The sequence below is a fragment of the Bacillus sp. JJ722 genome (assembly GCF_036963345.1).
GTDB lineage: Bacteria > Bacillota > Bacilli > Bacillales > DSM-1321 > Bacillus_AD.
Genome location: NZ_JBALMO010000213.1, coordinates 13,197 through 28,256 on the forward strand (window position 1 = coordinate 13,197; position 15,060 = coordinate 28,256).

A 15,060-nucleotide genomic window follows, 5' to 3' on the forward strand; every position below is an offset into this window, starting at 1 on the left:
TGAAGCTAGACACATCGAATCGCTCAACCGCTCTTCGTGTTTCCTATATCTCAGTCGGCAGGCTCCAATCCATACGGAGCTTAACGGGGCACTTCCGCTTTTCGTGGCTTATTCCTTTTACTATTTAAAGTAGAGCGGTATAATGTAGTTTAGGGAAAAGTGTAAACTTTCTATCTATTTTTATGGGATTGACATAAGGGGGAAATAGAATGAACTTACAGAAATTACAACACAGTATGTACCAATTGATTGTAGAAACTTCTACAAACCTACCTAAGGATGTACGACGTGCTCTAAAGGTTGCGAAGGAGAAAGAAATCGCAGGAACTCGTTCAGCGATGAGTCTTGCAACAATTGCACAAAACATCAATATGGCAGATGAAAATGTATCACCAATTTGCCAGGACACAGGTTTACCAACGTTTAAAATTAAAACACCAGTTGGGGTAAATCAACTTGAAATTAAAGAGGTAATTTATAAAGCGATTGCACAAGCAACGAAAGATGGAAAACTTCGTCCGAACTCTGTTGATTCATTAACGGGAGAAAACAGCGGTGACAATCTTGGAATAGGGTTACCAGTTATTAAATTTGATCAGTGGGAAAAAGATTATATCGACACTCGTTTAATTTTAAAGGGTGGCGGTTGTGAAAATAAAAACATTCAATACAGCCTTCCGTGCGAACTTGAAGGCTTAGGTCGTGCTGGCCGTGACTTAGATGGTATTCGTAAATGTATCATGCATTCTGTATATCAAGCACAAGGACAAGGCTGTAGTGCTGGATTCATCGGTGTAGGAATCGGTGGCGATCGTTCTTCTGGATACGATTTAGCAAAGGCACAATTATTCAGAAGTGCGGATGATGTAAATCCACATGAAGATCTTCGTAAATTAGAAGAGTATGTAATGGAGCATGCAAATGAATTAGGAATCGGAACAATGGGATTCGGTGGTGAAACTACACTATTAGGCTGTAAAGTAGGCGTAATGAACCGTATTCCAGCTAGTTTCTTCGTATCTGTAGCGTATAATTGCTGGGCATTCCGTCGCTTAGGTGTACAAATTGATCCAACAACAGGTGACATTAAGGAATGGTTATATCAAGAAGGCGAAAAAATCAATCTTGTATCAGAAGCAGAGAAAGAAACAGCAGCTACACAAGAAAGTGCTGATGAAATCGAACTTCGTGCTCCAATTACAGAAGAACAAATTCGTTCTCTAAAAGTGGGTGACGTAGTAAAAATCAGTGGCATGATGTATACAGGACGTGATGCGATTCACAAGCATTTATCTGATAATGATGCTCCTATAGATTTAAATGGACAAATTATTTATCACTGTGGACCAGTTATGCTACAAGATGATGAAGACAAATGGCATGTAAAAGCTGCAGGACCAACAACAAGTATTCGTGAAGAGCCTTACCAAGGCGATATCATGAAAAAATTCGGTATCCGTGCAGTTATGGGTAAAGGTGGTATGGGTGCGAAAACACTTGCTGCTCTTGAAGAACACGGTGGCGTTTATTTAAATGCAATCGGTGGAGCTGCACAATACTATGCAGACTGTATCAAATCTGTAGAAGGTGTAGACCTCATGCAATTTGGCATTCCAGAAGCAATGTGGCACTTGAAAGTTGAAGACTTTAAAGCTGTAGTAACAATGGATTCACACGGTAACAGTCTTCACAAAGATATCGACAAATCATCATTAGAAAAACTAGCTAAATTTAAAGATAAAGTGTTTAATTAAGTCAAATGAAAGGGCTGTCTCAATGAGGCAGCCTTTTTTTACCTTTCATGTTTTAGTGTTCCTTTCAAATAATAAAGTTAAGACTGTTGAAAGGAACTAGAACAATGAGAAAAAAATATATGATGATTGTAACCATTGTAATCGCATTAACTATAGCTATACCAGCACATGCAAATGTTCCGAATAAAGCATATGGCTGGGGTTTAGTAAAAAGTAAGGATGGGATACCTGCAGATGCAGGACCTGAGCTCAATGCAATTGTAGAAAAGTATGGGGCGATTTATAAAGGTGAGCCCTCTAAAAAGATCTTATATTTAACCTTTGATAATGGCTATGAAAATGGCTATACAGGTCAATTTCTCGATGTGTTAAAAAAACAGAAAGTACCTGGAATTTTCTTTGTAACAGGTCATTATTTAAAAAGCGCTCCAGACTTAACGAAACGAATGGTGAAAGAAGGGCACTTAATAGGTAATCATTCTTGGCATCATCCTGATATGACAACTCAATCGAAAGAGCAAATTCTTGATGAATTAAATTCGGTCGAGCAAGAAACGGCGAAATTAACAAAGCAAAAGCAAATGAAATATTTACGTCCACCGCGTGGCATCTTTAGCGAAAGAACATTACAAATTGCGAACGAAGCTGGTTATGTCCATATTTTCTGGTCACTCGCATATAAAGATTGGGATGTAAATAATCAAAGAGGAGCGGATTATGCTTACAATGAAATAATGAAGCAAGTTCATCCGGGAGCTATTTTGTTAATTCATACGATTTCTAAAGATAATGCTGATGCTCTTGAAAGAGTTATTGTTGACTTGAAGAAGCAAGGCTATACATTTAAAAGCATTGATGATTTAGTGAAGCAACAAAAAGCAAAAGAACAAAAAAACCGAGACTAAGATTAGTCTCGGTTTTGATTAAAGAAGTTTAGAAGTGTAAATAGATATCTCCATCTTTAGCATTCATATCAAGATTATTTTCTGTTTTCACTTGACGATTCGCATTGGTCTTGTATTCATTACTATTTACAGTGATATCACCAAATTTATTATCGATGTTATAGCTTAACTCAGATTCTTTATTAGAAACACGCACCTTTATATCACCAAAATTGGATGAAATCATCGATTTTCCTAATAGTAAGCCATCCACATCGATGTCACCATCAGTGCCCTTTATATTAAGCCCTTCACTGTTAAAATCACGCAATGTGACATCGCCAAATTGATTTGTAATGTCAGTAGAATTAGCATCAACAGAGCTAAATTCTAAATCCCCATCTTTCATATCGATAGATAATGCTTTAGTTGTAACACTATTTGCTACAATGTCCCCAAAATTATTTTTTATCTCGAATGAATTAGTATTAATATCCTTGAATGACAGATCCGCATCTTGTGAATCGAGTTTAAGAGTATCACTATTAAGACCATCTAAATGAGTATCGCCAAATTTATTGTCTACAGTAACATTTTTTAAAGTAGTATCTTGTGGTACATAGATTTCGATTTTAGTTTGTGGAATACCGCCAATAGTGATATTGATTAGTCCTTTGTTTGATTCTAATAATCCTTTGCTTTCAATAATTAGCTTATTATTGTCTACTTTGTAAGTGAATTCTTTATCAAGTTCTTTATGCTTACTAATTTTAATTTTATAATCATTTGAAGGAATGATTTTAATGTCTGTATCTGTTAAATTTGCATCAATATCGGAAAAAGCGTCTAAACTTTGCGTTTCAACTTCGATTTCTTTCCAATCAATAACTTTAAGCCCATCTTTCGTTGTAACAACTGTAAATACTGCACCAGACATGTAGCCAATAACAGCAAGAACAATGCCGACTACGATTATACAGCTAGCAATGATGGGTACGAGTTTTTTCTTCGTCATTTAAAAAACCTCCTTACGTCGTTTCGTAATTCGATCGAATAGTTTCTTCAATGATAATGCAAGAGCTCTACTGCCTTTTTTAATGGCTGAAACAAGTGGTGAGAATACAAGTACACCGATACCGGATGCTGTTAAACCGACACCGATGTAGAAAATTGCTGTAGGCAAATGCTGCGGTAAGACAACGATACCTGTGAATAAACATGCAACTCCGGTAAGAATAAGGGCGATCAAAAGTGAAATAGCAGTTAATGCTAATGAACCGCATAACAAAACGAAAGTAATAATTAAGCTACCTACTAGTAACATTAAAGGCAGTGCAATTGGTGTTGCTAAGATCGCAAGGATAATCACCCATATCGCTGATAAGCCCTTCTTCGTAGATTTAGGATGATTATCTAATTCCTTAATCGCATAGTCAGCTAAAATCTTTGATGCGACTTGGGATGGTGATCCTAACTCTTTAATAACTAGTTGAACATTTTCCACGCCAGCTTCGTCAAAGTATTCATTGTAGTATTCAAGAGCAGCTTCAACTTCTTCGATTGGTAATCTTTTGAGTTTATGCTCAAGTTCTTTCAAGTACGTCTCTTTATTCATCATTCAATCCTCCCATCAATACGTGATCAATTTTTTCTTTATATTCCGTCCACTCCGTTAATAATTCTTCATATTTTCTGCAGCCATTGTCAGTGATTCGATAATATCGGCGGTTTCTTCCTTGAAACGGTTGATCGTATGTGGACAAGTATTCACCTTTTTGCAATCTGCGTAGCACTGGATAAAGTGTAGATTCTGATATATCCATGACTTCACGAACTTGTTGCGTTAAAGAATAACCGTACGCATCTTCTTTCGCTAAAATCGCCAGAACACATGCATCAAGCAGTGCAGAACCGAGTTGAAAGGTCATTGCTACACCTCCAATTGTGAATATTATAGTTGTCTTTATATTATACAGTGTATAATATATGTTCAGTCATATTATATGTCGTATAATATTATGTGTCAACAATTACCAAATTAATTTTTCTGTGAAATCATTTGCCTTATGCCTGCCGTGTTTCTCTATATGAAAAATGATATAATACGTAAAAGTAATGAATAGTGTAGAAACTATATACAATGGCGGTTCTTAAAAGAACAGCTTGTCATACATCAGAAGCGGCATCCAGCATTAATACGGAAGCCATATTTAAGTTATGCTGTAGCTAAAAAGTGTAAAGAAAACGGAGTGAAACAAATAATGAAACAACAAGAAATGGCTTTGCGTCTCGGTCAAACATTTCCTTTAACAATAAAACGTCTAGGCATTAACGGTGAAGGAGTAGGGTATTTCAAGAGAGGTGTAGTATTCGTACCAGGTGCATTGCCAGGTGAAGAAATCGTTGCAGAAGCAACGAAAGTACACCCGAAATTTGCAGAAGCAAAAGTAAAGAAAATCCGTAAACCATCTAAGCATCGCATCTCTGCACCATGCCCTGTGTACGATCAATGTGGTGGCTGCCAAATTCAACACTTAGAATACAATCAGCAATTGAAAGAAAAACAAGATATCGTTAGACAAGCATTTGAACGCTATATGAAACACGTGATTAATGACTTAAATATTAAAGAAACAATAGGCATGGACAAACCGTGGAACTATCGAAACAAAAGCCAATTTCAATTAGGATCAAATGATGGTCAAGTGATCGCAGGCTTATACGGCTTAAACTCACATCACTTAATTGATATTCCAGAATGTATTGTTCAACACCCATCTTGCAATGAGGTGACCGTTACAGTAAAAAAAGCTCTACAAGAATTAAATATCCCTACTTATAATGAAAAGAAAAAATCAGGGATTGTAAGAACCGTTGTTGTTCGTACAGGATTTGCAACAAGTGAAGTACAAGTAGTGCTCGTAACCATTTCGGAGAAATTACCAAAGAAAGATCAATTAATTCGCATGGTCATGGACAAGCACCCTGAAGTAAAATCAATCGTCCAAAATGTAAACAACCAAAACACATCGCTCGTTTTCGGTGAAAAATCCATTCACTTAGCTGGCGAAAACATCATTAAAGAAACTTTAGGTGACTTATCATACGAGCTTTCAGCAAGAACGTTCTTCCAATTAAATCCGGTTCAAACAGTAAAACTGTACAATGAAGTAAAAAAAGCGGCGTCCTTAACAGGTAAAGAAAACGTAGTAGATGCTTATTGCGGAGTAGGCACAATCGGCTTATGGTTAAGCGACGAAGCAAAAGAAGTTCGTGGAATGGATATCATTAAAGATTCCATTAAAGATGCAAGAGAAAATGCGGCACGCCACAATAAAACTAACGTGAAGTATGAGGTAGGAAAAGCAGAAAATGTCCTACCAGTATGGCTGAAAAAAGGCTGGAAACCAGACGTACTAGTAGTCGATCCACCAAGAACAGGCTGTGACCAACAATTACTTCGCGCAATCATTCAAGCAAAACCGAAGAAGATTGTTTATGTTTCATGTAATCCTTCAACTCTGGCAAAAGACATTTCGCACCTTAGTAAGTTGTATAAGGTGGAGTATGTGCAGCCTGTTGATATGTTTCCTCAGACAGCGCATGTCGAATGCGTTGCGAATCTTGTTTTAAATGTAAAGCAATAATAAACCCGTAGCAAAATCAAAATAAAGTTTTGCTAAATGAATGAAAAAAGGTTTGAGAAAAAAGAAGAAATCCTTTTGCCTCAATCCTTTTTCCTGTTTCTTTACCATAACTTTATTCTCAAATTAATAAAGTCGTGGCATCCCATGCATTGATAAGAACACGATCAATCACTTCAAAGTCAGGGAACATATCAACAAGCCCCAGCATCAATGGGTCATTGGTTCCACCGGCATTGCTTGTAGTCAGAATAACAGGGATATTGTAAGCTTTAGCCAATTTGGCAAGCGCAAGTGTGTTGTTTTTCACGGCACCATGATTCATGGATTCTCCGAGAGTAGAAATAAGACCAATTTGGTGATCAATCAGCAAAGTAGCTGCATTATCAATAGAAGCACGGTCAAAAAATTTATGAGATTGAGACATTGTAAGATACCTCCTATAATTTTGGGTACATTGCATAATTGGTTCCTATCTAACAAGATAGGCTAAAGCCTTGATTTATTAGGGTTTCCTCTATATACATTTGGTTGTGTTTGATTGCCTTCTTAATTAAAATGACAGCGTTCGTCCCTAATCCGCCCCAACCAAAATAAACATGTCAAATGTACTTGTGTTTGATAATAAGTTATTAAGCATGATATAAGTGTAAAAGAAGTGGAACATTTGGCCTTATATTTTTTGACCGAGAGTTTGAAGTTTTATCCATAGTGAGAGGATTTGAGTTTGAAATGATAGATAATTTTTGGCGTGATTTACCACGACCATTTTTTGTACTTGCACCAATGGAAGATGTGACAGATGTTGTTTTTCGTCACGTAGTAAGTGAAGCCGGTCGACCGGATGTATTTTTCACAGAGTTTACAAACTCGGATAGCTATTGTCATCCAGAGGGCATGAAAAGTGTGCGTGGCCGTTTGATTTTTACAGAAGATGAACAGCCAATGGTGGCACATATTTGGGGGGATAATCCCGAATATTTCCGTCAAATGAGTATTGGCATGGCAGAGCTAGGATTTAAAGGCATCGATATTAATATGGGCTGTCCTGTACCGAATGTGGCATCTAGAGGGAAGGGTAGTGGCCTTATTCTGCGTCCAGACGTTGCGGCAGAACTTATTCAAGCAGCAAAAGCGGGCGGACTGCCTGTCAGCGTGAAAACACGACTTGGCTATATGGATGTAAATGAGTGGGAGGAGTGGCTAACGCATATTTTAAAACAGGATATTGCGAACCTTTCTATTCATTTACGTACAAGAAAGGAAATGAGCCAAGTAGATGCGCATTGGGAGCTAATTCCGGAAATCAAAAAATTACGTGACCGTATCGCACCAAATACGCTGCTAACAATCAATGGAGACATTCCTGACCGTCAAACTGGGCTGCAGCTTGCTGAACAATATGGTATTGATGGCGTTATGATCGGGCGAGGTATTTTTAAAAATCCTTTTGCTTTTGAAAAAGAGCCAAAAGAGCATAGCAGTAAAGAATACCTTGATCTTTTAAGACTGCAGCTTGATCTTCAAGATCAATATGCGGAAGCACTGCCGCGTTCAATCACAGGGCTTCATCGCTTTTTCAAAATTTATGTCAAAGGATTCCGTGGAGCTGGTGAATTAAGAAATCAATTGATGAACACGAAATCAACAGATGAAGTGCGTGCATTGCTTGATAACTTTGGAAAAGAATGTTGATGGGACATGGATAGTGAAATGATATAAAGCTTGTTTTGAAATAAGGCAACTAGGAGATTTATAAAATGGATATGAATAATAACGATGTATTAATTCGAATAAGATATGCACTGGATATAAAAGATGTAGATATGCTTGAGATCTTTAAACTAGGTGACGTTGAGATAACAAAAGAAGAGGTTCGAAAGTTACTGACAAAAACACCTGACAGTTACTATGATGAAGAAGACGATGATATGGATGAAGACTATATCATTTGCAGTAATTTCATGCTTGAGTCATTTTTGAATGGTCTTATAATTTTTAAACGAGGTAAACAAGAACCAAAGCCGGGACAGCCTGAAAGACCTGCTATGTCTATAAAGAATAATGGAAGTGTTAATAATGTACTGCTTAAAAAATTGAAAATAGCACTGTCATTAACAAGTGAGGATATGCTTGATATTTTAGAAGAAGCAGGCGTTATCGTTACAAAAAGTGAGTTAGGCGCTATCTTTAGAAAAGAAGGACATAAGCATTATGTGGTTTGTGGTGATCGATATGCTAGGAATTTCTTAAAGGGTTTGGCTATGAGGTATAGGAGATAAGTAAATTTTTTAGATGTAAAATGGTTAGATATAATCGAGTAGAAAAGGTTTGAGAGAAAAGGAGAAATCCTTATGCCTCAGGCCTTTTTCCTGTTTTTAACCATAACATTATAACAGGGTGATGTTTCGCAAATAGGGTAGGACCAGGAATAGTAGCAAGCCGTTACACACCACTAATCATCGACGACGAATAATTTTGAGTATCTTTCTTCAGATTTTGTATCTTTTCTATTATTTCAGCCATGTCTTCGATAAGAACTTTCCTTTTGGGGTTGGTTTTGTTCCATGACTCGAACGTGTATAGAGTGTAACTCCCAGTTCAGATTCAAGTTGAGAAATGGATTGACTGATTGTTGGGCGGGTGACGTGCAATCTTTTAGAAGCAGTGGAAATAGAATTTTTTTTAGCCTTAATTTGAGTGAATTATTTTATATGAAAGAATAACCCCGCCTAATGTTTTTCTTCACTTTTCCAATGTTCTGCAAGCAATAGTCATTTTGGAATAATCCTAAATTTTTTGACTCTGTTATAATACTGATTGAAAAAAATAATATTGTAATATATCAAAAGAGTCAGTATAATACTAATTATTAGAAAGACAAATATCTTTCTGGAGTGGAATCTGTAGAAAATGATCGTCAATCATCTAGAAACTATTTAATTTGTAATGTCCTCTATTTGATGAACTTTTGGAGAGAGCCCCCTAGGACTTGGGCTTAAGGCAAATCTGATAAGAGTCATCTATGTATCTTCATAATAGACTGAATTTTCATGCGTTTTTAAAGGGAATAAACAGCTCAAAATTAGCAATTGTACAATTTTATTTTAAACTAGTGGAGGAATGTCTATGAAAAGTTTACTGAAAAAGTGGAACCAATTAAGTCTAGTAAAACAAATAATCATAGGATTGATTATTGGTATTGTCCTCGCTTTAACGATTCCAGAAGTGGCGAAACCGATTGTCATTTTTGGCTCTTTATTTGTAGGTGCCTTGAAAGCTATTGCACCTGTGTTAGTCCTCTTTTTGGTTATGTCTGCTATTGCCGGGCACAAGAGTGGTCAGAAGACGAATATGAAATCCGTTATCATTCTTTATCTTTTAGGAACTTTTTTAGCTGGATTGATTGCAGTTATTGCAAGCTTTATTTTCCCTGTGAGCTTAACGCTTGTAAAGGGGGCTGAGGGTGTAACGCCTCCTAGCGGTGTTGTTGAGGTTCTGAAAACATTGCTGTTGAATATTGTTGATAACCCAGTGAAGGCTGTTTTTAATGCGAACTATATAGGAATTTTAGCTTGGGCTATTCTGCTAGGTTTGGCTTTAAAAAATGCGGCTGATTCGACAAAAACGCTAATCTCTAATTTTTCAGATGCTGTTTCTAAAATGGTGGTATGGGTTATTAAGCTTGCCCCATTAGGAATTATGGGTCTAGTATTTGAGTCTATTACGACGAGTGGATTGGATGCTTTACTAAGCTATGGGAAATTACTTGCTGTATTAATTGGTTGTATGATCTTTGTGGCACTAGTGATCAATCCAATCATTGTGTATGTAATGATAAGGCAAAACCCATACCCACTTGTTTTTAAGTGCTTAAGGGAAAGCGGGATTACAGCATTCTTTACACGTAGCTCCGCTTCAAACATTCCTGTAAATATGAAATTATGTGAAAACCTTGGTTTGAATAAGGATAATTATTCAGTGTCTATTCCATTAGGTGCAACAATCAATATGGCTGGTGCCGCAGTTACGATTTCTGTTTTGACACTTGCAGCGGTTCATACTCTTGGCATTGAAGTGGATCTTCCGACAGCCATCATTCTAAGCTTTTTGTCAGCTATATGTGCTGCTGGTGCTTCAGGAGTTGCAGGTGGCTCCTTATTATTGATTCCTCTTGCCGCTAGCTTATTTGGAATCTCAAATGATGTTGCTATGCAGATAGTTGGAGTAGGTTTTATCATTGGTGTTTTACAAGACTCTTTTGAAACAGCGCTAAATTCATCTACAGACGTGCTTTTCACGGCCGCCGCCGAATATAAAGAGTGGCGTAAAGAAGGTAAAAAAATAGATATTAATAAAGTAGCATAAAGAATAAATCCTTTTTCTTAATTGAACTGTATCTCCATTGTTAGTATTGGCCAAACAATGGAGATACAGTTTTTTTATTCACTTAATTACATAGGAATTTTCAATACTTAAAAGGTGAAGCCTAAGGATATATGAGTTACATTAGGGAATCCTAACAAGATAATTGGTAAGATAGAAAATGTCACTTATCCAATCGATAAGACAATTTATACTCAAAATCCTGATTTTATTCACTTTAACAAAATTTAACACGAAATATCTTGTTTTTAATAAGATTTACAAAACCTTTACAAAGTTCATGAAGAAAATTTACACTGCACATTTATTCTAAAAATAAGACAATATACGACAAAATAGTCGCAATTATTTTGGAGGAAAGTAATGATCATTTTGAAAAAAGTAAAAATGGGATTATTGTTGCTATCTTTAATTGCTGTATTATCAGCATGTACAAGTAATGGTGATACTGATACACAAGCGTCAGATGACAGTAATTCTACAATATCTATTTCAGGATCAACGTCTGTTGGGCCACTTGCTGAAAAATTAGCAGTAAAATATAAAGAGAAAGATAATGCGAATATTGAAATAAATCAAATTGGTTCTTCTGCCGGTATTTCAAATGCAATCAATGGTGTGTCGGAAATCGGTATGTCTTCTCGAGATTTAAAAGAAGAAGAAAAAGCGTTGAATGAAGTAGTTATTGCTTATGATGGAATTGTAGTAGTGACTCATCCAAGTAACAAAGTAAAAAATCTTACGATGGAGCAAGTAAAGCAGATTTTTACTGGTGAGGTCACGAACTGGAGTGAACTAGGTGGCGATGACATGGAAATTGTAGTTGTCTCTCGTGAGGATGGATCAGGTTCTCGAGATGCATTCCAAGAAATTGTAGGCTATAGCTCTGGTGAATTAGTAAGAAGCGCAATTATCGCAAGTGGTAACGGAAATATTAAAACAACAGTTGCGAACAATAAACATGCAGTTGGCTTTATTTCATTTGAATATGTCGATGACTCGATTTCAACAATTGATATCGATGGTGTAGAGGCTACTGCAGAAAATGTTCTTCAACAAAAATACAAATTGTCACGACCATTCTTGTTTGTTTACAAAGATGGGAATCTAACGAAAGCTGGCCAACAATTTATTGATTTTATATTAAGTGAAGATGGCCAACGTATTGCAGCAGAGGCAGGGGCAATCCCTGTAAAGTAATATCATAAATTATAAAAGTAATCTTGGAGGAATACAGAGTGTCTATCCCAACAAAGCACAATGTAGAAATCGGCAAGGCAAATAAAAGGAAGTATATATTGGAGAAGGTATCAGCAAAAGTTTTCTTGATTTGTGCACTTCTTTCAGTAATCACTTTATTGTTAATCATTGGATTTGTTTTTTATAAAGGCTCACAACCATTTGTGGCTGAGGGTTATAGCTTTATGGAATTTATTTTTGGTTCGGATTGGGTACCAAGTGAAGACAAATTTGGCATATTCCCAATGATCGTTGCATCCATTTTTGCAACAATTGGGGCATTAATAATCGGAGTTCCTATAGGTTTATTTACAGCGATTTTCTTAGCAGAAATCGCTCCAAAAAATGTAGCAAAAATAATTTCACCTGCGATTCAGTTGTTAGCGGGTATCCCATCTGTTTTATATGGTGTTTTTGGACTTGCTATCATCGTTCCTTTTTTACAAAATTCATTAGGTTTAGTGAAAGGACAAAGCTTATTAGCTGTTATTCTTGTACTAGCAATTATGATGTTACCAACTATTGTGACAGTAGCAGAGACAGCGATTCGTGCTGTGCCAAACACATATCGTGAAGGGTCACTAGCTCTTGGAGTGTCACAAATTGGAACAATTTTCAAAGTCGTTGTACCAGCAGCTAAATCAGGTATTATGACGGCAATCGTATTAGGTTTAGGTCGAGCACTCGGCGAAACTATGGCTGTTATATTAGTGGCCGGTAATAGTTTAATCGTACCAACTAGCCTGACTGATAGTGTTCGTCCACTTACGACAAATATTGCATTAGAAATGGGATATGCTGCTGGTACTCATCAAGAAATGTTGTTTGCAACAGGAATTGTTTTATTCTCATTTATATTAATTTTGAATCTTGTATTAGCGAAAATTAGTGGAAAGGGCGGTAACTAAGGTGAGACAATTGAAAGATAACTTGTTACGTGGACTTTTATGGCTTTCGGCTTTCCTATCCGTTGCCGTCCTCATAATGATTGTTGGATTTATCTTCTATAAAGGGATTCATTTGATTAGCTTCGATTTCATCTTTGGCGATTATTCACCAACTGGAGATGGTGGTATTTGGCCAATGATTGTAACAACTATTTACACAATCGTTATTTCATTAATAATTGCAACGCCAATCGGGATATTAGCTGCCGTTTATTTACAAGAATATGCTAAACAGGGACGATTAGTAAAACTAATACGCTTTGCAACAGAAAGTTTAACAGGTATTCCCTCGATTATTTATGGTTTGTTTGGAGCAGTATTCTTTGTAACCACCTTAAAATTAGGTATGTCCATTATAGCTGCTTCGTTAACATTAACGATTATAGTATTACCTGTTATCATACGAACAACAGAAGAAGCTTTAAAAACCGTTCCACAATCGTATCGTGAAGGTTCATTAGCTCTTGGAACAACAAAGTTACAAACGTTATATAAGGTGATTTTACCTAGTGCAATGCCAGGAATATTATCTGGTATCATACTTTCTATTGGACGAATTGTTGGTGAATCAGCTGCCATATTTTTAACTGCAGGAACAGTAGCTGCTATGCCAGAGGGTATCCTTTCATCAGCCAGAACTTTAACTGTTCATTCCTATTTAGTAACACAAGAGTCTGGAGACATCGAACTGGCTGCCGCAATTGGTATTGTCCTAATAGTGATTATTTTGGCTATCAACCTTTCAGCAACTTATATATCAAAAAAATTAAACAAAGCAGACCATAAATAAGGAGTATGTTTATGAGCACATCAGTAATGGAACATAATAAGATCGCGATTAATCAAAATCAAACAGATAAGGTATTTTCACAAATAGAAGAAGGTACAACGAAAATTAGTGTGAAAGATATAAATTTATTTTATGGCGATAAACAAGCACTGTTCGGAGTATATCTTGATATTCATGAAAAAGAGGTAACTGCTTTAATTGGCCCTTCAGGCTGTGGTAAATCGACTTTTTTACGAACTTTAAATCGCATGAATGATTTAATTGATGGTGTGAAAATTAATGGTGATATTGAAATCGATCATGAGAATATTTATGAAACGAATGATGTAATCAAATTACGTACGAAAGTGGGAATGGTATTTCAAAAACCAAATTTATTCCCCATGAGTATTTATGATAATGTTGCCTATGGTCCAAGAATGCAAGGCATTAGAAATAAAAAAGAGTTAAATAAAATTGTGGAAGAGAGTTTGCGCGGTGCAGCGATTTGGGACGAAGTAAAAGACCGTCTTAAAACGTCAGCACTAGGTTTGTCAGGTGGTCAGCAGCAGCGTGTTTGCATTGCACGTGCTATTGCGATGAAACCGGAAGTAATTTTAATGGACGAACCTACTTCAGCCCTAGATCCAATATCAACGTTAAAAGTAGAAGAATTAATCTCGAATATGAAGAAAGATTTTACGATTGTCATTGTTACTCATAACATGCAACAAGCTGCAAGAATCTCTGATAAAACAGCGTTTTTCTTAAATGGAGAAGTAGTTGAATACGATAAGACAGATAAGATTTTTTCTACGCCAACAGATCAGAGAACAGAAGATTATGTAACAGGTCGATTTGGATAATAGCTGTCATAAAAGAAGATTAAACAATAAATAATTAGTCGTGTTAAACGAATAAAGAAGGTTTGAGGGAAAAGGAGAAATCTTTTATGCCTCAAGCCTTTTTCTTGTTTGTCTACCATAACTTTTTTTAGATAGAAGAAAATAGGTGGTAGGAGAATGTAAGAAGGCAAGGGGGATGGTAAGAGTTTATTATTACTGAACAGTAGGATGTGATTGTGATAGTTTGTTTATTTGTATAACTAATCGGAATAATTAAGTGGAATAATTAAGTGGAATAGTCTGATTTTTTAAAATGATTTATAATAATATTAAAATATAATTTTTGATTATTTTGGATGTTTTGTTTGGTGGTATGCGAAGGAAGTATTATTCAAGCTGTAAGATAAAGCTTTGTATCCCAGCCAGCTGAAACAGACTATTAAAGTTAATCATAATAAATCAAAAGACTATATTTTATCCAAAATGGTCTAAATTTTATATTAAAGTAAAAAAAACAAATAAAATAAAAATGAATGAAGTTGGTGATTAAATTGTTTAAAGATTTTCTAGAAAATAATACTCCAAAAAATAG

At 36.0% G+C, this 15,060-nt stretch carries 15 protein-coding genes; 10 read left to right on the forward strand and 5 right to left on the reverse strand.

Annotated features, from left to right (window positions below):
• Positions 1 to 209: 209 nt before the first annotated feature.
• Together V7014_RS21245 and pdaA are read left to right on the forward strand one after the other, a co-directional pair.
• Positions 210 to 1,754, forward strand: a complete 1,545-nt coding sequence (locus V7014_RS21245) for a fumarate hydratase (protein WP_335510072.1) — start codon at positions 210 to 212, stop codon at positions 1,752 to 1,754.
• A 104-nt stretch (positions 1,755 to 1,858) separates the two neighbouring features.
• On the forward strand, positions 1,859 to 2,659 hold the full coding sequence (pdaA, locus tag V7014_RS21250; protein ID WP_335510074.1) for a delta-lactam-biosynthetic de-N-acetylase: 801 nt from the start codon (positions 1,859 to 1,861) through the stop codon (positions 2,657 to 2,659).
• A gap of 28 nt (positions 2,660 to 2,687) precedes the next feature.
• Here pdaA and V7014_RS21255 read toward each other — a convergent pair whose 3' ends face one another.
• The 3 genes from V7014_RS21255 to V7014_RS21265 are packed head-to-tail and all read right to left on the reverse strand — an operon-like array spanning position 2,688 to position 4,566.
• Positions 2,688 to 3,653 carry a DUF4097 family beta strand repeat-containing protein gene (locus V7014_RS21255; RefSeq protein ID WP_335510076.1) on the reverse strand — a complete coding sequence of 322 codons (966 nt, stop codon included), beginning with the start codon at positions 3,651 to 3,653 and terminating at the stop codon, positions 2,688 to 2,690.
• On the reverse strand, positions 3,654 to 4,253 hold the full coding sequence (locus V7014_RS21260; protein ID WP_335510079.1) for a DUF1700 domain-containing protein: 600 nt from the start codon (positions 4,251 to 4,253) through the stop codon (positions 3,654 to 3,656).
• Positions 4,246 to 4,566, reverse strand: coding sequence for a PadR family transcriptional regulator (locus tag V7014_RS21265; protein WP_335510080.1), 321 nt, complete (start codon positions 4,564 to 4,566; stop codon positions 4,246 to 4,248). Before V7014_RS21265 ends, V7014_RS21260 begins: the two co-directional genes overlap by 8 nt.
• A 333-nt stretch (positions 4,567 to 4,899) precedes the next feature.
• Between V7014_RS21265 and rlmD the strand changes: the two genes are divergently transcribed.
• Positions 4,900 to 6,285 carry a 23S rRNA (uracil(1939)-C(5))-methyltransferase RlmD gene (gene rlmD / locus V7014_RS21270; RefSeq protein WP_335510082.1) on the forward strand — a complete coding sequence of 462 codons (1,386 nt, stop codon included), beginning with the start codon at positions 4,900 to 4,902 and terminating at the stop codon, positions 6,283 to 6,285.
• Between the two features lie 118 nt (positions 6,286 to 6,403).
• Here the strand turns inward: rlmD and V7014_RS21275 are convergent, their stop codons facing one another.
• On the reverse strand, positions 6,404 to 6,709 hold the full coding sequence (locus tag V7014_RS21275; protein WP_335510085.1) for a hypothetical protein: 306 nt from the start codon (positions 6,707 to 6,709) through the stop codon (positions 6,404 to 6,406).
• 305 nt (positions 6,710 to 7,014) lie between these two features.
• Here V7014_RS21275 and V7014_RS21280 point away from each other — a divergent pair, with 305 nt between their 5' ends.
• Together V7014_RS21280 and V7014_RS21285 are read left to right on the forward strand one after the other, a co-directional pair.
• A complete protein-coding gene (locus V7014_RS21280; RefSeq protein WP_335510087.1) occupies positions 7,015 to 7,977 on the forward strand; it encodes a tRNA dihydrouridine synthase in 963 nt (320 codons plus the stop codon).
• A 65-nt stretch (positions 7,978 to 8,042) separates the two neighbouring features.
• Complete coding sequence (locus V7014_RS21285) at positions 8,043 to 8,564, forward strand: DUF1456 family protein (protein WP_335510088.1); 522 nt, start codon at positions 8,043 to 8,045, stop codon at positions 8,562 to 8,564.
• Between the two features lie 231 nt (positions 8,565 to 8,795).
• Here the strand turns inward: V7014_RS21285 and V7014_RS27340 are convergent, their stop codons facing one another.
• Positions 8,796 to 8,978 (reverse strand): helix-turn-helix domain-containing protein, encoded by a 183-nt coding sequence (locus tag V7014_RS27340; RefSeq protein ID WP_438824954.1) that lies wholly within the window; start codon positions 8,976 to 8,978, stop codon positions 8,796 to 8,798.
• 433 nt (positions 8,979 to 9,411) lie between these two features.
• On the opposite strand from V7014_RS27340, the gene sstT reads away from it, so the two are divergent.
• From sstT to pstB, 5 genes are all read left to right on the forward strand, one after another.
• Positions 9,412 to 10,650, forward strand: a complete 1,239-nt coding sequence (gene sstT / locus V7014_RS21290) for a serine/threonine transporter SstT (protein ID WP_335510090.1) — start codon at positions 9,412 to 9,414, stop codon at positions 10,648 to 10,650.
• A gap of 381 nt (positions 10,651 to 11,031) precedes the next feature.
• Positions 11,032 to 11,868, forward strand: coding sequence for a phosphate ABC transporter substrate-binding protein (locus V7014_RS21295; protein WP_335510092.1), 837 nt, complete (start codon positions 11,032 to 11,034; stop codon positions 11,866 to 11,868).
• A 38-nt stretch (positions 11,869 to 11,906) separates the two neighbouring features.
• Positions 11,907 to 12,815 carry a phosphate ABC transporter permease subunit PstC gene (gene pstC, locus V7014_RS21300; RefSeq protein WP_335510095.1) on the forward strand — a complete coding sequence of 303 codons (909 nt, stop codon included), beginning with the start codon at positions 11,907 to 11,909 and terminating at the stop codon, positions 12,813 to 12,815.
• Position 12,816: 1 nt separating this feature from the next.
• Complete coding sequence (gene pstA, locus V7014_RS21305) at positions 12,817 to 13,644, forward strand: phosphate ABC transporter permease PstA (protein WP_335510097.1); 828 nt, start codon at positions 12,817 to 12,819, stop codon at positions 13,642 to 13,644.
• A gap of 11 nt (positions 13,645 to 13,655) precedes the next feature.
• The gene (pstB, locus tag V7014_RS21310; RefSeq protein WP_335510099.1) at positions 13,656 to 14,489 is read left to right on the forward strand and encodes a phosphate ABC transporter ATP-binding protein PstB; all 834 of its coding nucleotides are present in this window, start codon (positions 13,656 to 13,658) and stop codon (positions 14,487 to 14,489) included.
• Positions 14,490 to 15,060 lie beyond the last annotated feature (571 nt).